We start from the raw sequence: 22,124 nt of genomic DNA on the forward strand, positions 1-22,124 counted from the left end.
TTCGGGCGCCGCGGCGCTGAAGCCGGCAGGCTACCTGCCGCCAGTCCTGCGCTGCTCCAGCTCTTTTTGCAGGCGTTTCAGGGACGATTTCACGATTAGGTTGTGAGCCGGCCCGACCGGCAGCATATAAATGCGGCCGAACAGGTTGTGTGTCTTCACAGATGAGGTGATGCTCAGCACGCCGCTATTGCTGGAAACGCAGGTCATGACGTCCAGATGCCGGTCCCGCACGGTGAGGGTCAGAATGCGGTCTGACACCGCTTCGACCAGAAAAAAGTCCAGCTTGTCCCCGACCGCCGTATTGGTGTGCCGTCTTCCCGAAAAGCCGCCGGTCCGTCTGACGCCAAAGCACGCGGATATCGTGTCGCGCAGCCAGAAGGCCAGCTTCATGCCGGGCAGGGGCCGCTCCTGCATGATGTTCCAGGCCTCCAGCGGGGTGACTTGAACCGGCAAAACCAGCGATTGCGTGTCGAGGAAATCAAGCTCCTTGGCGGGCGCCAGAACCTGAATGCGGGCGGTCGCGGCACGGGCGAGGCTGTTTGGCGGCATGGCAAGCCTTTCTGCGGTTTCTGATCTGTTTGCAGATACTTAGGTGGGAATCCGCAGCAGGCAAGGCTGCAGACGGCACCGCATTGGTTACTGCGGCGCGATTTGCATCACAATGCAGGTGGTGGAGCCGGTGGCGTAGAGCTTGCCGTCCGCCAGCCCGCGGATCTCGCCATGGGCCACACCGGTCGAGCGGCCCACATGGTCGATGCTGCCGGTGCAGTCGATGGTGGTGCCCAACGGGATCGGCCGCAGGATGTTGATCTTGTATTCCAGCGTTGTGTAAACGGCACCAAGCGGCACCTTGGTCATCACCGCGCAGGCCATGGCGCTGTCCAGAAGCGTACCGTACCAGCCGCCATGCACGGTTCCCATCGGATTGCAGACGTGAAATTCCGGCGTGCCGCGGAACACCACCTGGCCGTCCTCGACACTGTGCAGATGATAGCCCAGCGTTTCGGCGATCGGCGGGCCGGGCAGGCGGCCGTCCAGGATACTCTGCATGAAGTCGAGACCGGAAATCCGGCTGATTTGGTCAATCGTCAGCAGGTCGGAGGGCTGTTTGGCAAAAAACATGGCGCGCGGATCCTTGGCGGGAAGTCCCGGCCATTAGAAACCGCGCGCCATCTTGTGCAACGCTTACGCGACGTTCTGCAGTGACACTTTGGGGGTGACACCCAAGGCGAAGCAAACGTCGCGGGTCAGCTCCGGCCGGTTCAGCGTGTAGAAGTGCAGCTTGTCCACGCCGCCCTCCAAGAGGTCTGAGCAGAGCTCGGTGCACAGCGCAGTTGCCAGCAGTTCCTCGCGGTCGTCGCGCAGGGCTTTTTCAAAGGCATTTTCGACCCAATCAGGGATGATGGTGCCGCAGCGCTTGGCAAAGTTTCGGGCGCCTTTCCAGTTCTCGATCGGCAAGATGCCCGGAGTCAGTTTGCTGCCGTCGATCCCGGCTTTTTCGCAGGCATCGCGGAAGCGGAAGAAGGTCTCGGCCTCGAAGAAGAACTGGGTCAGCGCCTCATCCGCGCCGGCATCCAGCTTGCGCTTCAGCCATTCCACATCCGCTGCCTGATCGGCTGCGTCCGGATGGCGGTCCGGATAGGCGCCGACCTTGATGTTGAAATTGCCGCGTGCCTTCAGGCCCTTGATCAGCTCAACCGAATTCGCAAACCCGTCCGGGTGCGGGATGAACTTGCCTTCGCCCTTGGGCGGGTCGCCGCGCAGGGCCACGATCTCGGTCACTCCTGCTGCGGCAAACTGGTCGGCGATCTCCAGCGTCTCCGCCTTGGAGGCATTCACGCAGGTCAGATGCGCCGCCACGTTCAGGCCGGAGGATTTGTGCAGTGTCGACACCGCGTCGCGGGTCAGGGTGCGGGTGGTGCCGCCGGCACCATAGGTCACCGATACAAAGCGCGGATCCATCGGAGCGAGGACCTGCACGGTGTCCCAAAGCCGGAAGGAGGCTTCGAGGTTTTGCGGCGGGAAGAATTCAAAGGAAATCTTGGGCGTCGTCATGCTCGGGGTCTCTCGCTAGGTTGATGTCAGCTCTTGTTGCATGCGCAGCATTGTGAGACAATTTCATAATACTCAAGATTAACATGAGCGATCTGATAGGATGCATATCGAATTCCGCCACCTCCGCACCATCAAGGCTATCCATGAGGCCGGCGGTCTGGCCCGCGCTGCAGAGCAGCTGAACATCACCCAAAGCGCACTGAGCCATCAGGTGAAGGGGCTGGAGGACCAAGCAGGTGTTGAGCTGTTTATCCGCCGCTCCAAGCCGATGAAGCTGTCGCCCGCCGGCTTGCGGCTCTTGCGGCTGGCAGAGCAGGTCTTACCGCAAGTCGAGGCGGCACAAGCAGAATTTTCGTCACTGCGGGACGGTAATACGGGCCGCATGCATATCGCCATCGAATGCCATGCCTGCTTTGAGTGGCTGTTCCCTGTGTTGGAAGGATTCCGCAAAAACTGGGGTGATGTGGACGTGGACATCCGTCCGGGCCTCGCCTTTGACGCTCTGCCCGCGTTGCTGAAAGAAGAGGTGGATCTGGTGGTCTCCTCTGATCCGGAAGACATCAATGGCGTCGATTTCATCGAGCTGTTTGACTACAACGCCGTCTTCGTTGCTTCGGCACAGCATCCCCTGGCAGAAAAACCCTATGTGGAAGCAGAGGATTTCATCGGCCAGAACCTGATCACCTACCCGGTGGACAAGGTCCGGCTGGATGTGTTCAGCCAGCTGCTGATTCCTGCCGGGGTGGAGCCGGCCTCGATCCGGCAGGTGGAGTTGACGGCGGTGATCCTGCTGCTAGTGGCCTCAAACCGCGGGGTCTCGGTGCTGCCGGACTGGGTGGTGCGGGAGGTAAAATATTCCTCAGACTATGTGACCCGGCCGCTGACCAAATCCGGCATCACCCGCAGCCTCTATGCGGCAATCCGCACGGAGGACCGCGAGAAACCTTTCATGCAGGAATTGATCCGCCTGGCCAAGGTCGAGGCGCGCAAGCTGCAGCATCAATAAATCCTGCTCCGGGAGAGGTGCGGAGCGGCCTGCGCCGTTCCGGCGCCGGTTCCCGCTCCGCGGGGGTGCGTGCACCGGCATAGGCCGGCGCCTGGTTCAGACCAGTTTGACGATCTGCTTGCCGGTATTGCCGCCGTGCATCATCGCCAGGAAGGTCTTGGGGGCGTTTTCAAGCCCCTCGGCGATGTCTTCCAGGTAGTTCATGTCCCCGCTGGCGATCTTGGGTGCGACCTCCTGCAGGAAGTCGCTATAGCGGTCGTAGTGGTTGAAGATGATGAAGCCGTTGACCGACAGGAACTTTGTCAGCACCGCGCGCCAGATGGCCGGGGCCGTCAGGTCCGTCTCAGCGCTGTTGTACCAGGCAATCATGCCGCAGACAGGGATGCGGCCGAAATTGTTCATCAGGGGCAGCACCGCCTCCAGCACCTTGCCGCCGACGTTTTCGTAGTAGATGTCGATGCCTTTCGGACATTCCGCGGCCAGCGCCTCACTCAGCGCTTCGCCACTGTCATAGGCGCGGTGGTCGAGGCAGGCGTCAAAGCCGAAGGTCTCCACCGCCAGCTTGCATTTGTCCGCGCCGCCCGCGATGCCGACGACGCGCAGGCCCTTCTGCTTGGCCAGCTGCCCCACCATGGACCCGACCGGGCCGGTGGCCGCGGCAACCACCAGGGTCTCGCCCGCCTGCGGGCGGCCATAGGCGTCCAAGCCATGCCATGCGGTAAACCCCGGCATGCCGAGAACGCCAAGCGCGGTGGTGAGCGGCGCCATATCCGGGTCCAGCTTGCGGATCTCGGACGCCTTGGCGCAGGCATGGCTGGCCCAGCCGAACATGCCCAGGGCGAAGTCGCCGGGCTGGTAGTCGGGGCTGCCCGAGGCGATCACCTCACCGACACCGCCCGCGGTCATGGTCTCGCCGATCTCTACGGGTGGGGCATAGGATTTGCCTGCATTCATGCGCCCCCGCATATAGGGGTCCAGCGACATATAGTTAACCTTTACAATTACTTCTCCTTCGCCGGGCTGGGGAAGGTCCGCAGTCTCGAGGCGGAAGTTTTCCTCGCTGGCCTGGCCTTCGGGGCGGCTGGCCAGCACGATACGCTGCATCTGGTCGGGCATGGGGGCACTCCTTGTTCTGTTTGCCCCAAACTCTGGGCGCGCCAGCGGCGGATTTCAACCGCTGGCGCGCGCGGCGCCGCGGCGTCAGGCGGGATGTGCAGTTTGCGGCATAACCCCTTGGCATTCGGGGGCAGGGCGCGTATAGGCACGCATTGACCCGGCATCTCCCCGACGTGACAGGAATCTGCAGACATGATTGGCAGCGCAAACCTCAATGTGATGATCAAGGCCGCCCGCAAGGCAGGCCGTTCCCTGGTGAAGGACTTCCGCGAGGTGGAAAACCTGCAGGTCTCGATGAAAGGTGCGGGCGACTTTGTCTCCAAGGCCGACATCGCAGCTGAGAAGATCATCAAGGAAGAGCTGCGCAACGCCCGCCCGACCTATGGCTGGATCGCGGAAGAGGGCGGCGAGATCGAGGGCGAGGACCCGACCCGCCGCTGGATCGTCGACCCGCTGGACGGCACCACCAACTTCCTGCACGGGCTGCCGCACTGGGCGATTTCCATCGCGCTGGAGCACAAGGGCAAGATCGTCGCCGGCGTGGTCTATGACGCTGCCAAGGACGAGATGTTCTTTGCCGAGAAGGGCGCAGGCGCCTGGATGAACGACACCCGTATCCGCGTCTCAGGCCGTCATCGGATGATTGAATCGATCTTTGCCACCGGCGTGCCGTTCGGCGGCCGCGCCGACCTGCCGCTGACGCTGCAGGACCTGGCCCGCCTGATGCCCGCCTGCGCCGGCGTGCGCCGCTGGGGCTCTGCTGCGCTGGACATGGCCTATGTGGCCGCAGGCCGCTACGAGGGCTTCTGGGAGCGCCGCTTGAACCCCTGGGATCTGGCCGCAGGCATCATCATCGTGAAAGAGGCCGGCGGGTTGGCCGAGGCGATCGACCCGGAAGCGGGCATCATCGACAGCGGGTCGGTGGTTTGCTCGAACGAGCCGATCTTCGAGAACTTCGCCAAAGTGATCCGCGGCTGAAGCAGCGCGGAGCTTTGAGCATCGGAAACGCGGCCGCTGTGCCGCGTTTTTTTGTTTGAGCGGGTTTTGGATACGGTGAGGGCAGCGTTCGGCCGAGGGCGGAAAGCGTAGCGCCCGCCCGTGGGGGCGGACGGGCGCTGCCCGGCCTAACGGCCAGGCGGTCCATCACTTTTGATCTGACGGATGGTTCACCCCGTCGTTCCACGGGATCTCGCCATAGGTTTCCGGATGGGTCCGCGGATTGGCGCCTTCGATACAGCCCAGGTTGACGCCGCATTCCTGTGGGTCGGACCGGCGCTGATGGTGGGTGTAGATGCCGCAGGTCTTGCAGAAATAGTGTTTCGCCGTATGGGTGCCCCAGGTGTAGAGGCTGAGGTTTTCAGCCCCTTTCAGCATCTTCAGGCTGGCGGTGAGGGCGGTGACGGCAGCCGCTCCGCGCCGCAGGCAAAAGGAACAGTCGCAGCGCGCGGCGGAGGCGAGGCCTTCGGGAAACTCCGCCTCGATTTCTACGGCGCCGCAGTGGCAGGTGGCTTTCAGGTGGGGCATTGGGAAATCCTTGCTGGGATTATTCTCTGCTTTCGGGATGTTCGCCTCTTAGTGAAACGACTTCCGCGTTAGGTAACCTGCCGTGCAAGCTCCTCCTTAGATCCTCCTTAACAGCATTCGCCCGTTCCTCCGGCCAATCACTGGAGAGCTGGTTCGACACTTGTAGCAATAGCTGGTCGAATTCTTTCCAGCTAACCACTCCCTGCCGCTCCAACTGGTTTCTCAGGCTATGCAAAACAATTCGATTAGTTAGTGCCATCACTCGATTGGATTCGACTTCTTCTTTCAAAGCATTAACAGTCTTTTTGAGTGTAGAAATTTCGTCTCTTTCCACTTCGCCAATCCTCCTGAAAATTACTGGGTCTAAACTGAAGATGAACAATCGGGGCAGGGCACTCACTTTCCCCAAGGCCCCGGATTCCTCTTCTTCCGCGGCAGCTTCGGAATGCGGCTGGCGGAATATTCATACTCGTTCTCCGGATGCGGAGGGGTGCCATGCGTCCGGTTCCAGAACGCCGGGCCGCCGCGGCGCAGCCACAGGGGCAGGCACAGGACCAGCCCCACCGCAAACCCGCCGGCATGGGCCCAGTAGGCGACGCCGCCCTGGTTGGGGTCTGACCCGAGGCCGCCGAAGAACTGCATCATCAGCCAGACGCCCAGCATCACAAAAGCGGGAATGGTGAAAATGCGGAAGTAGATGATCAGCACCAGCAGGATATCGACGCGCGCTTTGGGATACATCAAGAGGTAGCCACCCATCACCCCGGCTATGGCGCCGGAGGCCCCGACGGTGGGCACCATCGACCCCGGCGCCGACATCACATGGATCAGCCCGGCGCCGAACCCGCTTGCCAGGTAGAACAAGAGGAAGGGCAGGTGACCCATCTCCTCCTCCAGGTTGTCGCCGAAGATCCACAGGAACAGCATGTTGCCGCCCAGGTGCATCAGCCCGCCGTGGATGAACAGGGATGTGAACAGCGTCCCGTACCCATAGCCACTGCTGATCTCGGCAGGCACCACCGCATAGGCGTCATAGAAATAGGCGAGCGCGCGGGGCGAAACGTAGCTGGCGGAATAGTAGATATAGGCCAGAATATTCGCGGCAATAAGCGCATAAACGACATAGGGCCTGCGGCCGGACGGGTTATGGTCGCGGATCGGAAACATGGGGGAACGCTGGGCCGGAAACGGCCCAGCGTCAAGTGCTTAGCAAGGAAAGCTCAGGCCATGCCGCCCAAGAGCTGCGCGTTGCCGCCCGATGCAGTCGTGTCGACGCAGACGTGGCGCTCGGCCAGCACGCGGGCGCGGTCGGGCTTGCCCGGGATCAGCGGTACGATCGCGCCGTCACGCTTGGCCAGGCTCTGTTCGATCTCGCGGCCGGTGGCTTCGTCGCCCCACCACAGAACACCTGCAATGCCTTGGATGCTCTCCAGCTGGCTGAGATCCAGAAGGCCATGCGCCTCAATCGCGGTGCCGCCGAGGCTGATCACCTCCCTGGCCTGCGCAGCCGCAGCCTCAGCCCCCGGACCCATGCACAAGAGCGGCGGGCGGGCAGAGACGGTCAGGCGGTTCGATTCCCCGGTCGGGCCGGGCAGAGAGGTCGTGACTGGCTGGCTGGGCACGCCGCTCGGCGCCTTCAGGTCGGTGATGCTCTGCTCCCAGCCGCCGGCGCTGGACTGGCGGTCCGGTGCGCAGAAGCGGCTGAGGTAGAGCGGGCCGCCTGCCTTGGGGCCGGTGCCTGACAGGCCTTCGCCGCCGAACGGCTGGCTGCCGACGATGGCGCCGATCTGGTTGCGGTTCACATAGATGTTGCCGGCATGCACCCGGTCGCAGACATGCTGCACCCGGTCGTCGATCCGGGTGTGCAGGCCGAAGGTGAGGCCATAGCCGGTGGCGTTGATGTCGGAAATCACCTGATCCAGCTGCTGCGACTTGAACCGCGCCACGTGCAGGACCGGGCCAAAGATCTCTTCCTTCAGATCACTGATGCCGGAAACTTCGATCATTGTGGGCGCGACAAAGGTGCCGCCCTGCGGCGCGCGCATTTCCTTCAGCACCCGGCCTTCGGCTCGGGCCTTGCCGACATGGGCCAGGATGCCTGCGCGGGCGGTCTCGTCGATCACCGGGCCGCTGTCGGTGGACAGGTTCCAGGGATCATCCAGCTGCAGGCAGTCCATCGCGCCCTTCAGCATTTTCAACACGTTGTCGGCAATGTCGTCCTGCAGATACAGGCAGCGCAGCGCCGAACAGCGCTGGCCGGCCGACTGGAAAGCGCTTTCGATCACCGCCTGTACCGCCTGTTCCGGCAGTGCGGTGGAGTCGACGATCATCGCGTTCAGGCCGCCGGTTTCCGCAATCAGCGGTGCGCCCGGCTGCAGGTTGTCAGCCATCGCCTTGCGGATGCGCAGGGCGGTGGCGGTGGAGCCGGTGAAGGCAACGCCGTTCACGCGCGGGTCGGAGGTGATGGCCGCACCAACCACGCTGCCGCGGCCTGGCACCAGCTGCAGGGCGCTGCGCGGCACGCCGGCCTCATGCATCAGCTGCACGGCGCGGTGGGCAATCAGCGGCGTCTGGTCGGCGGGTTTGGCCAGCACGGCGTTGCCAGCGGACAGCGCGGCCGAGACCTGGCCGGTGAAGATCGCCAGCGGGAAGTTCCACGGCGAGATGCAGGAGAAGATGCCGGCAGGCGGCGCATCGGAATTGCGCGCCGCATAGTAGCGCAGGAAGTCCACCGCCTCGCGCAGTTCGGCAACCGCATCGGGGATGGTCTTGCCGGCCTCGCGGGCAAGGATTGCGAACAGCTCGCCGAAGTTTTCCTCATAAAGGTCGGCGGCCTTGTTCAGGATCGCGGCGCGCTCCGCAGCTGGGGCGTCCCAGGGATCGGCCAGCGCCAGCGCCAGTTCGATATCGTCCTGGCTGCACTGGCTGACGGTGCCAACCACGCTGTGGTCGGTTGGGCTGGTCACATCCTTGGCGGCCTCCGGCTGGGCATCGCCTGCCAGCAGCGGCGCGGCTTCCCACTGGTGGCTGCGCCAGGGCGCGCGGGCCTCTTCGATCTTTACCAGCGTCGGGGCGTGGCCCAGATCGAACCCTTTGGAGTTCGGGCGTTCCGGCGCGTACAGCTCCGGTCCGGTCGGGATCTTGCGGGTCACATCTGCGATGGCCGCAAACGGATCGGCAGCCACCACCTCTGGCGGCACGTTGTCGTCCACGATCTGGTTCACGAAGGAGGAGTTGGCGCCGTTTTCCAGCAGGCGGCGCACCAGATAGGCCAAGAGGTCGCGGTGGGCGCCGACGGGGGCGTAGATCCGACAGTTGGTCTTGTTCTGCTCCAGCACCATCTGGTGCAGCGTCTCGCCCATGCCATGAAGGCGCTGGAATTCATAGCGCTCATTGCCGACCCCTTCGGCCATATGCAGGATGGCAGCGACGGTATGGGCGTTGTGGGTGGCGAACTGCGGATAGATCCGGTCCGTCATGCCCAAGAGCTTGCGGGCGTTGGAGATGTAGGAAACATCGGTCAACGGCTTGGAGGTAAAGACCGGGAAGCCATCGACACCCTCGACCTGGGCGCGCTTGATCTCGGTGTCCCAATAGGCGCCCTTGACCAGCCGCACCATAAAGCGGCGGTCGTATTTCTCTGCCATTTCATGCAGCGCATCAATCGCCAGCCCGGTGCGCGGGCCATAGGCCTGCACCACCACGCCAAAGCCGTCCCAGCCGGCCAGCGCCGGGTCCGAGACCACGGCCTCGATCACCTCCAGCGACAGCGACAGGCGGTCGGCTTCCTCGGCATCGACGTTGAGGCCCATCTTGGCCGCCTTCGCCAGCAACGCCAGCGCCTTCAGGCGCGGCACCAGCGCCTCCATCACGCTGTGCTCATGTGCCAGCTCATACCGCGGGTGCAGCGCCGACAGCTTGACCGAGATGCCGGGGTTCTTGCGGATGTCGTCGCTGTTGCAGGCAGCCGCAATGGCGGAAATCGCCTTGGAATAGGCTAGGTGATAGCGCGACGCGTCGGCCTCGGTGCGAGCGGCCTCGCCCAGCATGTCGTAGGAGTAGGTGTAGCCCTTGGCCTCCATCCCGGCGGCGCGGTTCATCGCACTCTCGATGGTTTCGCCCAGCACAAACTGGCGGCCCATTTCCTTCATCGCGCGGCTGACGGCAGTGCGGATCACCGGCTCGCCCAGACGCTTGATAGCGCCGCGCAGCGCACCGATCGGGCTGCGCTCCTCGTCCAGCACCTTGCCGGTCAGCATCAGCGCCCAGGTAGAGGCGTTGACCAGCGAGGAGGTCGATTTGCCCAGGTGCTTGCCCCAGTCAGACGGTGCGATCTTGTCTTCGATCAGCGCGTCAATGGTGTCGGCATCCGGTACCCGCAGCAGGGCTTCTGCCAGGCACATCAGGGCAACGCCCTCATCGGTCGACAGGCCGTATTCGGCCAGGAAGACTTCCATCAGGCCCGGTGCCGAGTGGCCGCGGATATCACGCACCAGCGCGGCGGCGTTGGCGCAGATTGTCTTACGGTCAGCATCGGTGAGGGCGGCCTGGGCCACCAGCTGGTCGCGCATCGCGGTTTGATCGGCATAAGTGCCGGCGTCGATCCGGTAGCGCAGCTTGGTTTGAGCGGTCATGCGGGGAACTCCACAAAAGGTGTGCAGGGCTTTTGTTAAGAATACACCCTTTCGAAAAGGACAATCGCCTGAAGATGTGCTAGACGCAGGTCGAATGAGCGAAATGCGAAGCTAGGAAAGTCCAAATGAACTCCATCGACCTTGACCGCTTCGACCGGGCGATTCTGAACGTGCTGAGCGAGGACGGCCGTATCTCCATCGCCGATCTTGCGCGGCGGATCGGGCTGTCGAAAACCCCGACCCAGACCCGGCTCAAACGGCTGGAAGCGGAGGGCATCATCACCGGCTACCGCGCCCTGGTCGATCCGATCCGGCTGGGGCTCGATCATGTGGCCTTTGTTGAGGTCAAGCTGGACGACACCCGCGAGGCGGCATTGGCCAAGTTCAATGCCGCGGTGGCTCGGCAGCCGGAGATCGAGCAGGCGCATATGATGGCTTCGCATTTCGACTACCTGCTGAAGGTCCGCACCCGCTCCATGACGGATTACCGTGCGGTGCTGGGAGAGAAGATCTCTTCGCTGCCGCATGTGGCATCTACCTCCACCTATGTGGCGATGCAGGCAGTCAAGGAAGACGGCGCGCTGGGGCCACTTTGACGGGGCGCAGGGCGCGCACGCTCAGTTGACTTGATCGAAACCGCATTTGTGCGAGCATGGGGTATGTTTCTTGCCCTGTTTCTCCCCCCGTTTGCTCTTGCCGCGGTTCTCATCGCAGCGGCTTTTCCGGTGCAGGCTTCGGACTGCCCTGCACCCCCTGACCACAGCACTCCGCTGGAGGCGCTGCTGAGCGAGGTGCAGGATGCTGAAACCGAGACCCAGGCACGGGAAATTGCCAACCGGATGTGGGAATACTGGGCGGATGCGCCAAATGCGCAGGCGCAGGCCATTCTGGACCGCGGCATGACCAAGCGCTCCGCCTTTGATTTTCTCGGGGCGCTGGCAGATTTCGACCAGCTGATCGCCTATTGCCCGGACTATGCCGAGGGCTACAATCAGCGCGCCTTTGTGCATTACCTGCGCCGCGATTTCGCGTCTGCCCTGACGGATCTGGACCGGGCCCTGGAACTGTCGCCCCGCCATATCGCCGCGATGAGCGGGCGGGCGTTGTCGCTCTACGGCCTGTCCCGGCTGGACGAAGCGCGCGAGGCCCTTGCCGCGGCGCTGAAGCTCAATCCCTGGCTACCGGAACGCTATCTGGCAGAGCCCGGCGGGCCGCTGGCGCCGCCCGGTGACGGGGATGTGGAGTTGTAGCACTGCCCGCGCTGAGGGAAATTTTCGCCGTTTTAACCGAAAACGCATTGTCCGCATGAAATCAGGAGGCTAGACCTGCGGAAAGGTGCCGGACGACGGCGCCTGTGTGCGGACGTGGTGGAATGGTAGACACCGGAGACTTAAAATCTCCTGGCCGTATGGCCGTGCGGGTTCGAGTCCCGCCGTCCGCACCAGCTCTCTCAACTAGATTGCGGCGATGTCCTGAGGGCACCTTCGGCACGTCCCCGCGCAACGCGGAGGACTGCCAGCCATTTCGCGGCGTATCGCCTGCTCGCGCTGACTTTGCGTTGCTGTGACGATGATTTTATGCAAGATGTTTCGCGGAATGTGAAAGATCCGGCACATATGGCGCTCATCCACGAGAAAATTTCGGCCCTACTGGAGGATATGAACCTGTCCAACCGGCAGGCGGCGCTGAAGTGCGGCATCCCCTATGGCACCTTCAACAGCGCGCTGAAGCATGAGCGCGAGATCGGCTGGAGCACGCTGGATGCGCTGGCGCGCGGGCTTGGGGTGTCGTTCCACTACTTCTCTTCCGAGACCTCGGGGCTGGAACTGCTGCCGGATATCCGCGCTGACGCGGCTGCCGTGAAGGCGTTTGAGATTCTCAATACCCGGCTGCAGGCCGCCGCGAGAACCCGCCAATACAGCGGCTGCGATGTGTCGCTGCAGGATTTCCTGGACTGGTGGTTCGCCAACAGCGGCCGCCTGGAAGGGTTTGACCGGTTGCAGCATGCGGTCGACATGTTCGACCCGCCGGATGCGGAACAAAACCGGATACAGCCGATCCGCTCCGGTCCAGCCAGCCTCGCCTCGATCTGCTTTGAAGTTTCCGACAGCAACCAGCTGCGCAGCACACTCAATGGCTTCAGCGACAAGGTGAACGCCGATCTGGTGATGGCCCACAGCGAAGCCATCAGCCGGGGCGAGCCGGTGATCACCCATCCCTCGCTGGACGTGAAACTGCTGAACGGGCGCAGATTCACCCGCCAGTACCGCCGGGTGCTGGCGCCGGTCTACCTGCCTGACGGCAAGCTGCTGGTGGTTAACTTTTCACAGGACATCAAAACCGGCTAGGTCGCTCTGCAGCATATGCTCCATCTCCAGCCGGGGCGCGCCGACGAACCATTCGGTGCTGCTGCGCACCTCCGGTTCCGGGTCGCGCCACTTTTGCGCCCGGGGGATCGCCCGGGTGAAGCCATAGACAAGGTCCAGCCGCGCCTGCATGTGGCGGTCGGGGATGAAGGCGTAAATCCAGTCCACATCCCATTTCTGGATTGCCAGTATCAGAAAGATCCGCATGAACGGCGCCAGCCGTTCCGCCCGCCGTCCGCGGTGGCCGGGCAGAAAGGTCAGCTCACCCACATAGGCCAGCCGCCCACGCACTTCGCGCGCCAGCGGCTCTGCCACGCTTTCGACGCCGCCGCCGGCATCGTTGGGAAACTGGTGCCGCGAGGTGCGCAGCAAATACTCTGCCAATGTCTCCCGGCCTAGATCCTGCAGCATCGACGCCGCACCGCCGATGTAGCTGTCGCCGTCCTTCAGAAACAGCCAGAAAGCAGAGTTTTCGGTGTGGTCAGCCCGTTCGATGGCAAAGCCCGGCATCTGGAATTGGCGTCCCGTTGTGGCGGCGGCTTCCGGAACCTTCTCGAAATCCGTGAACATTTCAACCTGCAGCCCGGCCTGCGAAAGCGCCTGCAAATAAACCGACAGCGTTTTCCCCAAATCAAGTGCGTTCATCAAGTTCCCCCGTCACAAATAGTACATTCCGGGATATCCCGGATTGCCCGCTGACACCGCTACAGAGTGCGATTTGATTAAAATCTTAACCACTTTTGCGGTAATTTGTTTACTTCTGTGCGAGGGTGATGTTTTGCGAAATGCCGTAGGCAAGCGGCAGTAGGGATTGTTTTCAAAGAAAAAGCCCGGCAGTGCTTCTGTCGGGCTGATCCGTGCGATGAGGTCTCAAGGTTGTGTCAGCCGCGGCCGCGGTAGGGTGGCACGCCCTGGTCGGGAATCCAGACGCCCTCGGGCATCGGGCCGGTCTGCCAGAAAACATCAATCGGGATGCCGCCGCGCGGGTACCAGTAGCCGCCGATACGCAGCCATTTCGGCTCCAGGAAATCGGCCAGGCGGCGGGCGATGGAGACCGTGCAATCCTCATGAAAGGCGCCGTGGTTGCGGAAAGAGGTGAGGAGCAGCTTCAGCGACTTGCTCTCCACCAGCCACTCGCCCGGCACATAGTCGATCACCAGATGGGCAAAGTCCGGCTGGCCGGTCATCGGGCAGAGCGAAGTGAACTCCGGCGCGGTGAAGCGCACGTTGTAGGCCACGTCTGCTTGCGGGTTCTGCACCCGCTCCAGTTCCGCCTGTTCTGGGCTTTGCGGCACGATGGTGTCGCCGCCCAGCTGTTTCAGATTGCTGTAGATGCTATCAGACATATCAGGGTTCCTATGTTCAGACGCCGCGCTTGTTGCCCCAGACCAGCACATGCAGCTGCGGGAGGACGCGGGGGGTGAACCAGCCGTCGCCGGTCACTTTTTCAATCAGCCACAAAAGGCGTTCGGTGGCCTGGTTCAGATCGACGGGCTGTTCCGGGTCGACCTCCGGGTTGCCGGGCTGCAGGTACAGCGGCAATTCCGGATGGCGCTCAGCCGCGGCCTTGGCCCAAGCGTAATCCTTGTCGTCGAAGATCACGATCTTCATCACCGCCTGGCCGCAGCCCTGTGCCGCCTCAAGGCATTGGTCAAATGCTTTCCAGTCCACGGTTTCGCCGCTGGAGGGCGGCTTGGGGCTGAGCACCAGCGTATCCAGATCTGCAAACCAGGGTTTGCTGACGGAGCCTTGGGTCTCGCAGGCGAACCGGTAGCCCTCGGCCTTGCCGTAGGCAATCACCGGCGCGAAATCCTGGATTGCCGGGTTGCCGCCGGAGATCGAGACGGTCAGCGGCTTGCCGCCGGACAGTCGGCGCACTTCGGCCACAACTTCTTCGGGCGCCATTACCGCCCAGTCGTGGCGATAGGCGCTGTCGACCGCATGCATGCTGTCGCACCAGGAGCAGCGGTAATCGCAGCCGCCGGCGCGCACAAATACCGTGGGCTCCCCGATCAGGGCGCCTTCGCCCTGGATCGTGGGGCCGAAGATTTCCGCGATGCGCAAAGTCGTCATGGCCGGTACTCTGCCCAGGTTTTCGGGGTTTCGGAAACCTTCACAGCAGATACTTCCGGCCAGCGCGCGTGGCACCAGTCGTAGAAATGCCTGGCCATGTTCTCCGCAGTCGAATGCCCGTCTAGCACATCGTTCAGGTGCCGGTGATCGAACGTCCCGTCGATGTAGTCCTTCAGCGGCTTCAACTCGTGATAGTCGCGCACAAAGCCGTCACTGTTCAGCTCCTTCGCCGCCAGTTCCACCACCACGACATAGTTATGGCCGTGCAGCCGGGCACACTGGTGATCGGAAGGCAGATGGGTCAACTGGTGCGATGCGGAGAAATGGAACTCCTTGGTGATCCGGAACATCAGGCGCCGTCCTTGGCAGCAATTGCCGCTTTCCAGAACTCCGGGTCGGCATAGTCTGTTGGATCCTCGACACCGGCCAGATGGAAGGCCTCTCGCCGTTCCACGCAGGTGCCGCAGCGCCCGCAATGCTTGTCGCCGCCTTTGTAGCAGGACCAGGTCTCGGCAAAGGGCGTGTTGTGCTTGGCGCCCGCAGTCACGATGTCGCCCTTGGTGCGGTGCACAAACGGGGTGTAAAGCCGCACGTCGGCATAGCCGTCCAGCGCCGCGCGCTGCATGGCGTCAAACGCCTCGGTAAAGGCCGGGCGGCAGTCCGGATAGATGAAGTGATCCCCGCCATGCACCGCCGTTGCCACGGCCTCGTCGCCGTTTGCAGCGGCAATGCCATAGGCGATGGTCAGCATGATCGCGTTGCGGTTCGGCACCACGGTGACCTTCATGGTCTCTTCTTCGTAGTGGCCGTCCGGCACGTCGATGTCATCGGTGAGCGCCGAGCCGGAAAGCGCGGCGCCTATACCCCTCATGTCGATGATGTCATGCGGCACACCCAGCCGCTTGGCTGCGGCGGCGGCATAGTCCAGTTCCTTCTTGTGGCGCTGGCCGTAGTCAAAGGAGACAAGACGGGTCAGCTGATGTTCTTCAGCGACCATATGGGCAAGCGAAACGGAATCCAGCCCGCCCGAGCAGATAACGATAGTTTTCATTTTTGAACCCTTGTTTTGGTGACCGGGTAGGCTGCGACCGGTGTCGCGCGTTTAGCAGCATGGCGGGAATGGCGCAAGTCGCGGGCGGATTGCGCACATTCTTCAGGACTTGTTGGAAAAACTTGAAAGTGGCAATCAGCCGGGCCGGCTTCCTAAACGGGCGGCAGTTCTCCCACCAGCCACTCCAGAAACGCCCGCGATGCCGGGGTGCTGGCATGGCTGGGCGGCGGCATCAGAAAATAGTTCTCCAGCAGTTCCGCCGAGTGATCGCTGGCCCGGACCAGCTGGCCGCTCTCCAGCAGATCGCCCGCAAGAATGTCATGGGAAATAGAGATCCCGGCCCCATTCACCGCAGCGGTCATGGCAATCACGTAGGTGGAGGCCAGATTGACCTCATGGTTGCGCTCAAACGGCAGATCCTGCGACTTGAACCACGCCCCCCAGGACCCTGTTACGCCGGCACAATCCAGCAGCGTGGCGGTGCTGAAGTCCACCTTGCCGTCCTGATAGCCCGGCGCGCAAACCGGAAAGAACCGGTCCCGGGTCAGCCGGATCGCGGCGGCGGACATATCATTCGGGCGGCCAAAGCGGATTTCGGTCCCGGCGGAACTGGCGTGCCGTTCCGGATCCCAGATCGGGGTCACGATGTTCAGCACCAGCCAGGGGAACCTCTCGTAAAGCCGCGGCAGCCGCGGCGACAGCCAGAAGACTGAGAACGCCATGTTGCACTGCAAGACCAGATGCCGCCCCTGATCGCCGCCGGTGAAGGCCTGGGTGCCCGCAGCAATGAGGTCAAAGGCTTCGCGCACAATCGGCATGTAATTCGCCCCGGCCTCACTGAGTTCCAGCGCCCGGGTTTTGCGGATGAACAGCTCCCGGCCCAGGAAGTTCTCCAGGCTGCGCACATGCTGGCTGATCGCCGATTGCGTCAGGTTCAGCTCCGCCGCGGCGCGGGTGAACGACAGGTGCCGGGCGCTGGCCTCAAAGGCGCGCAGCCAGGTGAGAGGGGGCAGGGAGGAGGAGGGGGACCCGGATGACGGCATGATGTATGACCTATGCATTAGTTCAATTAATGCATAGCGGCTGAATCAATCGTTTGTCAGCAGGAATTGCGGCTGGCACCACTAGGGAAAGCGGATTTGGAGACCAGAATGAACAAACAAGCGGACCTCAGCCCGAACCTCACCCATTGGCAGGAGCGCGTGGATATGGCCGCGGCCTTCCGCTGGACCGAGCGTCTGGACATGCACGAAGGCGTGGCGAACCACTTCAGCCTGGCAGTCAATGACGATGGCACCCAGTTCCTGATGAACCCCAACCAGGCGCATTTCCGGCGCATTAAAGCCTCGGACCTGCTGCTGCTGGATGCCAATGACCCCAAGACCATGGACCGCCCCGACGCGCCGGACCCGACCGCCTGGGGCCTGCACGGCTCTATCCACCGCCTGTGCCCGCATGCGCGCTGCGTGATGCATGTGCATTCGATCCACGCCACCGTTCTGGCCTGTCTCGCCGACAGCACCCTGCCGCCGATCGACCAGAACACAGCCACCTTCTACAACCGCTATGTGGTGGATGGCGATTTCGGCGGGCTGGCGTTTGAGGACGAGGGCGCCCGCTGCGCTTCGATGCTGACCGACCCGAAGGTCAAGGTGATGATCATGGGCAACCACGGGGTGCTGGTGATCGGCGACAGCGTCGCAGACACCTTCAACCGGCTCTACTATTTCGAACGCGCCGCGGAGACCTATATCCGCGCCCTGCAAACCGGCCAGAAGCTGCGGGTGCTGAGCGACGAGATTGCCGAGAAAACCGCGCAGGAGCTGGAGGATTACCCGGATCAGGCCGAGCGCCATCTGGTGGAGCTGAAGGCGATTCTCGACGACGAAGGCTCCAACTACGCAAGCTGAGCGCCAGCAAGGGAGGCGGCACAATGGACGGAACTTTGCACACCGCGGAACGCGACCGGGAGGCCGAGCGCTGGCACTACCACCCCAAGGGACCGGTGCCGCTCAACCCGCTGTTCAGCTGGCCGCCGCGCCCGGCCGCGGTTCTGCGCTGGTACCGCGGCGCCTGGATGGAGATCACTTCGCTGACGCTCTGCTTCCTGCTGGCGCTGGCGGTCTATGCCTGGATGCTGCCGCCGCTGGCGGAGATGGGTGAATTCCGCCCCGGCTGGATGCTACGGGTCTGGCTCGCCAACCTGCTGCCGCAGGCCGCGGTGGCCGGGGGCCTGCACTGGTGGCTCTACATGCGCAAGGGCCAGGGCATGCAAAAGAAGTTCGACAAGCGCGACCTCTCACGCGGCAACGGCACCTTCACCTTCAAGAACCAGGTTCTGGACAACATCTGGTGGACGCTCGGCAGCGCCATCACCGTGGCCACCGTCTATCAATGGGGCATCTACTGGCTGATGGCCAACGGCTGGGTGCCGGTGGTGACTTTCGCCGAAGCCCCGGTCTGGTGCGTGGTCTGGATGCTGTTCATCCCGATGTGGTCCGGCCTGCATTTCTACTGGGTGCACCGGCTGGAGCACCACCCAAAACTCTACAAACACGTGCACGCGGTGCACCACCGCAACGTCAACATCGGCCCGTGGTCGGGGATTTCAAACCACTGGTATGAAAACCTGCTCTATTTCACCACCTATTTCATTCACCTGATCGTGCCGTCGCACCCGCTGCACCTGGCCTTCCATGCGATGTTCCAGCAGATCAGCCCGGTTCTGTCCCATTCCGGCTTCGAGCGGGTGATCGCCAAGGAAACCGAGGCCGCCAAGGCTGGGGATTTCTTCCACCAGCTGCACCACCGCTATTTCGAGTGCAACTACGGCACCTCTGAGATCCCCTTTGACAAGTGGTTCGGCACCTACCACGACGGCTCCGCCGCAGCGACAGAGCGGACGCGGGCCTTTAAGAAGCAGATGTACACTCGCTAGAATTGAGGGTTTCGGAAACTGATCAGGATCAAGGCGTATATATTCGCGAATCCCTATGCCTGACCGCAGAACAGTCAAAGGCATAGGAGAAAGCCCATGTTGCGCCTTGCATCCATTCTCTATTCGCTGATCGGCAGCAGCCTGGCAGGGGCGGCGGTGATTGTGGTTCTGGCGGCCGGGCTTGTCACAACACAGGCCATCATAGGCGCCGCTGCAGCGGGGGCGGTGCTGGCACTGCCAGTGGCCTGGCTGGTGGCGAAACAGCTTTACGCCCGCGGCGCCTGAGGCGCGTCAGGCGTTCAGGAACACCCGCGCGGCGGCTTCAAATTCCCGCGGCTTCTCTGCGTGCAGCCAATGGCCCGCGCCGGGCAGCTTGGCGAAACGGGCATTGGGGAAACGCGCGCGGATCTCCTCGCGGTGTTCCGGCAGCACGTAATCCGACTCCGACCCGGACAGAAACAGCGCAGGGCCGTCCCAAACAGCGTCCGTCTGGGGAAACGACATGATGTTCGGCATCTGACCGGCCAGCGCGTCCAGGTTCAGCTTCCAGCGCTTGTTCGCCAGATCCAGCGACTGGGTGAAGAAACTCTGCAGCGCAGGCTCCACCCCGGCTTCGGCCAGTTTTGCGGCAGCCTCGGGGCGGCGCTCGATGGTCTCCAGATCCAGCGATTTCATGGCGTGGATATACTGGATCTGCGTGTGGCCATAGGCGACCGGCGCGATGTCGGCGACCACCAGTTTGCGCACCGCCTCGGGGTGGTTCAGCGCCAGCATCATCGCGGCCTTGCCGCCCATTGAATGGCCAATCACATCCATCTGGCCGCCATGGGCCGCGATCACCCCGGCCAGATCCTCCGCCAGCTCCGGATAGGTGTGGCTGTCCGCGCGCGGGCTGTCACCGTGGTTGCGCATGTCCACCGCAACCACCTGCCTCTCATCCGACAGGCGCTTGGCGATGACGCCCCAGTTGCGGGCGGAGCCATAAAGGCCGTGAGCAATCAGGAGCGGGGTGTTTGCAGTGGCAGAGCCATGAATGATCGTGTTCAGCATGAGCACTTGATAGCGGCGCAGGCGGAGGCTTGCCACCCCCATTGAGGCAGCCGCAGCTGCAGGCTAGGGTAGTCCCGCACCGCAGCAAGGGGAGAGTGCCGCAATGGCCGCCAGCCTGGACCAGGATATCGAAGACATCCGCACCCTCCTGAAGGAGCGCGAGCACGCCTCCGGCGACCTGGCCGCTGCGCTGAAGCTCGTCCGCCGCCGCATCCCCCGCCGGATCTACAAACAGGGCATGAAGCTCGCCGCTGCGCTGCCGCTGCTGGAGCACCCGAAGCTGCGGATGACGGTGGACGAAAAGCCGCTGCAGGGCGCCGCCCGCGAGGTGAAGGCGCATCTGCACAAGATCGACCTCGCCGACCGCCGCAAGGGCTTCTGGCTCGGCGTCCTTGGCAGCATGGCGTTTTCCATCCTCTGCGTGCTGATCCTGCTGGTGGTGGTGTTGCGCTGGCGCGGCCTGATCTGATTTCCCGCTTTACCCCGTGTCTGCCGACTGTATTTTGAACGCAGTTCAAGAAAAGGCAGGGTGCCATGGCAGGCAAGGTGGAAGCGCGCAAGGCCGCGCTGCGGCAGAAACTGGTGGAAGCGGCGGAGATCCGCATCGCGCGCGACGGGGCAGGGGCGCTGCGGGCCCGCGACCTGGCGCATGATGCGGGCTGTGCGGTTGGGGCGATCTACAACGCTTTCGACGATCTGACCGCCATCATCATGGCGGTGAACGGGCGCACCTTCCAGCAACTCGGCGCTGCGGTTGAGGCCTCGGTCGCGGGCGCAGAGGCGGAACCGCCGACCCGCCGCCTGATCCTGATGAGCAACGCTTACCTGCATTTCGCGGTGCAAAACACCAACCTGTGGCGGGCGATGTTCGACCTGCGGATGGCCGCGGGAGACGCGGTGCCGGGGTGGTACCTGACCGCGCTGGACAGCCTCTTTGCCAATATCGCCCGCCCGGTGGGGGAACTGTTCCCGGACAAGGACGCAGGCGAGGCGGCTCTGATGGTGCGGGCGCTGTTCTCTGCCGTCCACGGCATCGTGCTCCTGGGGCTGGAGCAGCGCATCTCCGGCGTTCCGCCGGAACGCATTGAGCAGATGATCGCCCAGGTGCTGGAGCAAATCGGCGGCAGATAGTTTTTGAACGCCGTTCATGATTTTTCTTGAACGGCGTTCAGATTGTTGCTACATGATTCTTCGTGAACGATGTTCATGTTTGCGGAGGAAGCGATGTTCAATACTCTGAAGACCCTGATCACCGGCGCCAACGCCCGGGCAGAAGAGCAGCTGCGCGAGACCTACTCGATTGAGCTGATCACCCAGAAGATCCGCGAGGCGGACGCCAACCTGAAGGCGGCCAAGCTGACGCTGGCCAGTCTGATCCAGCGTCAGCGGGCAGAGCAGCGTCAGGTGGAAACCCTGGAGGAGCGCGTCCGCGACCTGATGGCCCGGGCAGGCGAGGCGCTGGAGGCGGGGCGCGAGGATCTCGCGCAAAGCGCCGCCCAGGCGGGGGCGGATATGGAAAACGAGCTGGCGGTGCGCCGCCAGACCCTGGACCGGCTCGACACCCGCATCCTTCAGCTGCGCCAGTCGGTGGAAACTGCCAGCCGCCGCATCACCGACCTCAAGCAAGGCGCGATTGCCGCCCGCGCCACCCGGCGCGAGCAGGACATCCAGCGCCGCCTGCGCCGCCACACCGGCGGCGACAGCCCGGCAGAGGAGGCCGAGGCGCTGATCCGCGACGTGCTGCAGCGCGACGACCCGTTCGAGCAGGGCGAGATCCTGCGCGAGATCGACGGTGAGCTGAACAACACCACCATTGCCGACGATCTGGCGGACGCCGGCTTCGGCCCCCGCAGCCGCAGCACCGCCGCGGATGTGCTGAGCCGTCTGAAACCCAAGGACTGACCCGACCTTTCTTATTCCACGCAGCCCGCCCGTCCGGGCTCACTGAATTTACTGGAGAAACAACATGTATACCGACAACACCGACAACAAGCTGATCATTTTTCTGAACTCCGCTGGCGTCGCCATCGCCTATGCGATGCTGGGGATTTCCCTGTGGCTCTCGACCGACGTGCCGCTGGCGACCAAGGGCTACTGGGGCATGGCTGTGCTCCTGCTGACGCTGAGCCTCATCAACGTTGTTAAATACCGCTTCGACCACCGCTCCAGCGAAGACCGCATCCGCAAGATCGAGGACGCCCGCAATGAAAAGCTGCTGGAAGACGCGCTGATGGACGCCAAGCAGGACATCTGAGTTGGCCTGATGATTGGAACCGCGCCCGCCTGACAAGGCGGGCGTTTTCTTTGCAGC

27 protein-coding genes and 1 tRNA gene are annotated in these 22,124 nt (G+C 63.1%); 13 read left to right on the top strand and 15 right to left on the bottom strand.

The features are described from left to right. Positions 1-30 precede the first annotated feature (30 nt). The 3 genes from RA24_RS07300 to metF all read right to left on the bottom strand — a co-directional run bounded on the left by RA24_RS07300 (position 31) and on the right by metF (position 2,055). A complete protein-coding gene (locus RA24_RS07300; protein WP_052269555.1) occupies positions 31-549 on the bottom strand; it encodes a DUF2867 domain-containing protein in 519 nt (172 codons plus the stop codon). A gap of 87 nt (positions 550-636) precedes the next feature. Continuing rightward, positions 637-1,122, bottom strand: coding sequence for a PaaI family thioesterase (locus RA24_RS07305; RefSeq protein ID WP_019295572.1), 486 nt, complete (start codon positions 1,120-1,122; stop codon positions 637-639). 63 nt (positions 1,123-1,185) lie between these two features. Next, a complete protein-coding gene (gene metF, locus RA24_RS07310) occupies positions 1,186-2,055 on the bottom strand; it encodes a methylenetetrahydrofolate reductase [NAD(P)H] (protein WP_039190736.1) in 870 nt (289 codons plus the stop codon). A gap of 100 nt (positions 2,056-2,155) precedes the next feature. Here metF and RA24_RS07315 point away from each other — a divergent pair, with 100 nt between their 5' ends. Beyond that, the gene (locus tag RA24_RS07315) at positions 2,156-3,061 is read left to right on the top strand and encodes a LysR family transcriptional regulator (protein WP_019295570.1); all 906 of its coding nucleotides are present in this window, start codon (positions 2,156-2,158) and stop codon (positions 3,059-3,061) included. A gap of 96 nt (positions 3,062-3,157) precedes the next feature. On the opposite strand, the gene RA24_RS07320 is transcribed toward RA24_RS07315, so the two are convergent. Further along, positions 3,158-4,177, bottom strand: coding sequence for an NADP-dependent oxidoreductase (locus tag RA24_RS07320; RefSeq protein WP_039190738.1), 1,020 nt, complete (start codon positions 4,175-4,177; stop codon positions 3,158-3,160). A gap of 192 nt (positions 4,178-4,369) precedes the next feature. On the opposite strand from RA24_RS07320, the gene RA24_RS07325 reads away from it, so the two are divergent. Then, the gene (locus tag RA24_RS07325) at positions 4,370-5,155 is read left to right on the top strand and encodes an inositol monophosphatase family protein (protein ID WP_019295568.1); all 786 of its coding nucleotides are present in this window, start codon (positions 4,370-4,372) and stop codon (positions 5,153-5,155) included. A gap of 165 nt (positions 5,156-5,320) precedes the next feature. On the opposite strand, the gene RA24_RS07330 is transcribed toward RA24_RS07325, so the two are convergent. Genes RA24_RS07330 through putA form a run of 4 tightly spaced genes read right to left on the bottom strand, consistent with a single transcriptional unit; the run spans position 5,321 to position 10,335 of the window. Next, a complete protein-coding gene (locus RA24_RS07330) occupies positions 5,321-5,701 on the bottom strand; it encodes a GFA family protein (RefSeq protein ID WP_039190740.1) in 381 nt (126 codons plus the stop codon). Positions 5,702-5,720: 19 nt separating this feature from the next. Beyond that, entirely contained in the window at positions 5,721-6,101 is a 381-nt protein-coding gene (locus RA24_RS22220; protein WP_152612820.1) for a hypothetical protein, read from the bottom strand. Next, positions 6,098-6,868 (bottom strand): rhomboid family intramembrane serine protease, encoded by a 771-nt coding sequence (locus RA24_RS07335; RefSeq protein WP_039190742.1) that lies wholly within the window; start codon positions 6,866-6,868, stop codon positions 6,098-6,100. The genes RA24_RS22220 and RA24_RS07335 overlap by 4 nt, the downstream gene beginning before the upstream one ends. Positions 6,869-6,921: 53 nt before the next feature. After that, a complete protein-coding gene (gene putA / locus RA24_RS07340; RefSeq protein WP_039190744.1) occupies positions 6,922-10,335 on the bottom strand; it encodes a bifunctional proline dehydrogenase/L-glutamate gamma-semialdehyde dehydrogenase PutA in 3,414 nt (1,137 codons plus the stop codon). Between the two features lie 125 nt (positions 10,336-10,460). Here putA and RA24_RS07345 point away from each other — a divergent pair, with 125 nt between their 5' ends. The 4 genes from RA24_RS07345 to RA24_RS07360 all read left to right on the top strand — a co-directional run bounded on the left by RA24_RS07345 (position 10,461) and on the right by RA24_RS07360 (position 12,683). Further along, positions 10,461-10,931 carry an Lrp/AsnC family transcriptional regulator gene (locus tag RA24_RS07345; protein WP_039190746.1) on the top strand — a complete coding sequence of 157 codons (471 nt, stop codon included), beginning with the start codon at positions 10,461-10,463 and terminating at the stop codon, positions 10,929-10,931. A gap of 63 nt (positions 10,932-10,994) precedes the next feature. Next, on the top strand, positions 10,995-11,585 hold the full coding sequence (locus RA24_RS07350) for a tetratricopeptide repeat protein (RefSeq protein ID WP_039190748.1): 591 nt from the start codon (positions 10,995-10,997) through the stop codon (positions 11,583-11,585). 108 nt (positions 11,586-11,693) lie between these two features. Further along, positions 11,694-11,779: transfer RNA gene (locus tag RA24_RS07355), tRNA-Leu, on the top strand. Between the two features lie 154 nt (positions 11,780-11,933). Continuing rightward, entirely contained in the window at positions 11,934-12,683 is a 750-nt protein-coding gene (locus tag RA24_RS07360; protein ID WP_241477345.1) for a helix-turn-helix domain-containing protein, read from the top strand. On the opposite strand, the gene RA24_RS07365 is transcribed toward RA24_RS07360, so the two are convergent. The 6 genes from RA24_RS07365 to RA24_RS07390 all read right to left on the bottom strand — a co-directional run bounded on the left by RA24_RS07365 (position 12,660) and on the right by RA24_RS07390 (position 16,868). After that, on the bottom strand, positions 12,660-13,346 hold the full coding sequence (locus RA24_RS07365) for a hypothetical protein (RefSeq protein ID WP_019295561.1): 687 nt from the start codon (positions 13,344-13,346) through the stop codon (positions 12,660-12,662). The two genes, RA24_RS07360 and RA24_RS07365, sit on opposite strands and share 24 nt — an antisense overlap. Before the next feature lie 236 nt (positions 13,347-13,582). Then, complete coding sequence (queF, locus tag RA24_RS07370) at positions 13,583-14,047, bottom strand: preQ(1) synthase (RefSeq protein WP_039190750.1); 465 nt, start codon at positions 14,045-14,047, stop codon at positions 13,583-13,585. A 16-nt stretch (positions 14,048-14,063) separates the two neighbouring features. Next, a complete protein-coding gene (queE, locus tag RA24_RS07375) occupies positions 14,064-14,774 on the bottom strand; it encodes a 7-carboxy-7-deazaguanine synthase QueE (protein ID WP_039190752.1) in 711 nt (236 codons plus the stop codon). Continuing rightward, positions 14,771-15,124, bottom strand: a complete 354-nt coding sequence (gene queD / locus RA24_RS07380) for a 6-carboxytetrahydropterin synthase QueD (RefSeq protein ID WP_019295558.1) — start codon at positions 15,122-15,124, stop codon at positions 14,771-14,773. Before queD ends, queE begins: the two co-directional genes overlap by 4 nt. Beyond that, a complete protein-coding gene (queC, locus tag RA24_RS07385; protein WP_019295557.1) occupies positions 15,124-15,825 on the bottom strand; it encodes a 7-cyano-7-deazaguanine synthase QueC in 702 nt (233 codons plus the stop codon). Before queC ends, queD begins: the two co-directional genes overlap by 1 nt. Positions 15,826-15,977: 152 nt before the next feature. Further along, positions 15,978-16,868, bottom strand: coding sequence for a LysR family transcriptional regulator (locus RA24_RS07390; protein ID WP_039148721.1), 891 nt, complete (start codon positions 16,866-16,868; stop codon positions 15,978-15,980). Between the two features lie 108 nt (positions 16,869-16,976). Between RA24_RS07390 and RA24_RS07395 the strand changes: the two genes are divergently transcribed. From RA24_RS07395 to RA24_RS07405, 3 genes are all read left to right on the top strand, one after another. Further along, on the top strand, positions 16,977-17,735 hold the full coding sequence (locus RA24_RS07395; RefSeq protein ID WP_019295555.1) for a class II aldolase and adducin N-terminal domain-containing protein: 759 nt from the start codon (positions 16,977-16,979) through the stop codon (positions 17,733-17,735). Between the two features lie 23 nt (positions 17,736-17,758). Next, the gene (locus tag RA24_RS07400) at positions 17,759-18,763 is read left to right on the top strand and encodes a sterol desaturase family protein (protein WP_039190754.1); all 1,005 of its coding nucleotides are present in this window, start codon (positions 17,759-17,761) and stop codon (positions 18,761-18,763) included. A 96-nt stretch (positions 18,764-18,859) separates the two neighbouring features. Then, positions 18,860-19,048, top strand: coding sequence for a hypothetical protein (locus tag RA24_RS07405; RefSeq protein ID WP_039148715.1), 189 nt, complete (start codon positions 18,860-18,862; stop codon positions 19,046-19,048). Positions 19,049-19,054: 6 nt separating this feature from the next. Here RA24_RS07405 and RA24_RS07410 read toward each other — a convergent pair whose 3' ends face one another. Beyond that, positions 19,055-19,855, bottom strand: a complete 801-nt coding sequence (locus RA24_RS07410) for an alpha/beta fold hydrolase (RefSeq protein WP_039148712.1) — start codon at positions 19,853-19,855, stop codon at positions 19,055-19,057. A gap of 61 nt (positions 19,856-19,916) precedes the next feature. On the opposite strand from RA24_RS07410, the gene RA24_RS07415 reads away from it, so the two are divergent. The 4 genes from RA24_RS07415 to RA24_RS07430 all read left to right on the top strand — a co-directional run bounded on the left by RA24_RS07415 (position 19,917) and on the right by RA24_RS07430 (position 22,067). Then, the gene (locus tag RA24_RS07415) at positions 19,917-20,282 is read left to right on the top strand and encodes a hypothetical protein (RefSeq protein WP_039169684.1); all 366 of its coding nucleotides are present in this window, start codon (positions 19,917-19,919) and stop codon (positions 20,280-20,282) included. Between the two features lie 65 nt (positions 20,283-20,347). After that, the gene (locus tag RA24_RS07420; RefSeq protein WP_039190756.1) at positions 20,348-20,944 is read left to right on the top strand and encodes a TetR/AcrR family transcriptional regulator; all 597 of its coding nucleotides are present in this window, start codon (positions 20,348-20,350) and stop codon (positions 20,942-20,944) included. 93 nt (positions 20,945-21,037) lie between these two features. Beyond that, positions 21,038-21,715, top strand: a complete 678-nt coding sequence (locus RA24_RS07425; RefSeq protein ID WP_039190854.1) for a PspA/IM30 family protein — start codon at positions 21,038-21,040, stop codon at positions 21,713-21,715. A gap of 64 nt (positions 21,716-21,779) precedes the next feature. Then, a complete protein-coding gene (locus RA24_RS07430) occupies positions 21,780-22,067 on the top strand; it encodes a hypothetical protein (RefSeq protein WP_039190759.1) in 288 nt (95 codons plus the stop codon). The last annotated feature ends 57 nt before the right edge of the window (positions 22,068-22,124 follow it).

It is taken from the genome of Leisingera sp. ANG-M6 (assembly GCF_000813905.1).
GTDB lineage: Bacteria > Pseudomonadota > Alphaproteobacteria > Rhodobacterales > Rhodobacteraceae > Leisingera.

What these genes read in the sequence shown, in the direction of transcription:
- RA24_RS07300 (WP_052269555.1), bottom strand. Translation starts at nt 549, where the DNA reads ATGCCGCCAAACAGCCTCGCCCGTGCCGCGACCGCCCGCATTCAGGTT.
- RA24_RS07305 (WP_019295572.1), bottom strand. Translation starts at nt 1,122, where the DNA reads ATGTTTTTTGCCAAACAGCCCTCCGACCTGCTGACGATTGACCAAATC.
- metF (WP_039190736.1), bottom strand. Translation starts at nt 2,055, where the DNA reads ATGACGACGCCCAAGATTTCCTTTGAATTCTTCCCGCCGCAAAACCTC.
- RA24_RS07315 (WP_019295570.1), top strand. Translation starts at nt 2,156, where the DNA reads ATGCATATCGAATTCCGCCACCTCCGCACCATCAAGGCTATCCATGAG.
- RA24_RS07320 (WP_039190738.1), bottom strand. Translation starts at nt 4,177, where the DNA reads ATGCCCGACCAGATGCAGCGTATCGTGCTGGCCAGCCGCCCCGAAGGC.
- RA24_RS07325 (WP_019295568.1), top strand. Translation starts at nt 4,370, where the DNA reads ATGATTGGCAGCGCAAACCTCAATGTGATGATCAAGGCCGCCCGCAAG.
- RA24_RS07330 (WP_039190740.1), bottom strand. Translation starts at nt 5,701, where the DNA reads ATGCCCCACCTGAAAGCCACCTGCCACTGCGGCGCCGTAGAAATCGAG.
- RA24_RS07335 (WP_039190742.1), bottom strand. Translation starts at nt 6,868, where the DNA reads ATGTTTCCGATCCGCGACCATAACCCGTCCGGCCGCAGGCCCTATGTC.
- putA (WP_039190744.1), bottom strand. Translation starts at nt 10,335, where the DNA reads ATGACCGCTCAAACCAAGCTGCGCTACCGGATCGACGCCGGCACTTAT.
- RA24_RS07345 (WP_039190746.1), top strand. Translation starts at nt 10,461, where the DNA reads ATGAACTCCATCGACCTTGACCGCTTCGACCGGGCGATTCTGAACGTG.
- RA24_RS07350 (WP_039190748.1), top strand. Translation starts at nt 10,995, where the DNA reads ATGTTTCTTGCCCTGTTTCTCCCCCCGTTTGCTCTTGCCGCGGTTCTC.
- RA24_RS07365 (WP_019295561.1), bottom strand. Translation starts at nt 13,346, where the DNA reads ATGAACGCACTTGATTTGGGGAAAACGCTGTCGGTTTATTTGCAGGCG.
- queF (WP_039190750.1), bottom strand. Translation starts at nt 14,047, where the DNA reads ATGTCTGATAGCATCTACAGCAATCTGAAACAGCTGGGCGGCGACACC.
- queE (WP_039190752.1), bottom strand. Translation starts at nt 14,774, where the DNA reads ATGACGACTTTGCGCATCGCGGAAATCTTCGGCCCCACGATCCAGGGC.
- queD (WP_019295558.1), bottom strand. Translation starts at nt 15,124, where the DNA reads ATGTTCCGGATCACCAAGGAGTTCCATTTCTCCGCATCGCACCAGTTG.
- queC (WP_019295557.1), bottom strand. Translation starts at nt 15,825, where the DNA reads ATGAAAACTATCGTTATCTGCTCGGGCGGGCTGGATTCCGTTTCGCTT.
- RA24_RS07390 (WP_039148721.1), bottom strand. Translation starts at nt 16,868, where the DNA reads ATGCCGTCATCCGGGTCCCCCTCCTCCTCCCTGCCCCCTCTCACCTGG.
- RA24_RS07395 (WP_019295555.1), top strand. Translation starts at nt 16,977, where the DNA reads ATGAACAAACAAGCGGACCTCAGCCCGAACCTCACCCATTGGCAGGAG.
- RA24_RS07400 (WP_039190754.1), top strand. Translation starts at nt 17,759, where the DNA reads ATGGACGGAACTTTGCACACCGCGGAACGCGACCGGGAGGCCGAGCGC.
- RA24_RS07405 (WP_039148715.1), top strand. Translation starts at nt 18,860, where the DNA reads ATGTTGCGCCTTGCATCCATTCTCTATTCGCTGATCGGCAGCAGCCTG.
- RA24_RS07410 (WP_039148712.1), bottom strand. Translation starts at nt 19,855, where the DNA reads ATGGGGGTGGCAAGCCTCCGCCTGCGCCGCTATCAAGTGCTCATGCTG.
- RA24_RS07415 (WP_039169684.1), top strand. Translation starts at nt 19,917, where the DNA reads ATGGCCGCCAGCCTGGACCAGGATATCGAAGACATCCGCACCCTCCTG.
- RA24_RS07420 (WP_039190756.1), top strand. Translation starts at nt 20,348, where the DNA reads ATGGCAGGCAAGGTGGAAGCGCGCAAGGCCGCGCTGCGGCAGAAACTG.
- RA24_RS07425 (WP_039190854.1), top strand. Translation starts at nt 21,038, where the DNA reads ATGTTCAATACTCTGAAGACCCTGATCACCGGCGCCAACGCCCGGGCA.
- RA24_RS07430 (WP_039190759.1), top strand. Translation starts at nt 21,780, where the DNA reads ATGTATACCGACAACACCGACAACAAGCTGATCATTTTTCTGAACTCC.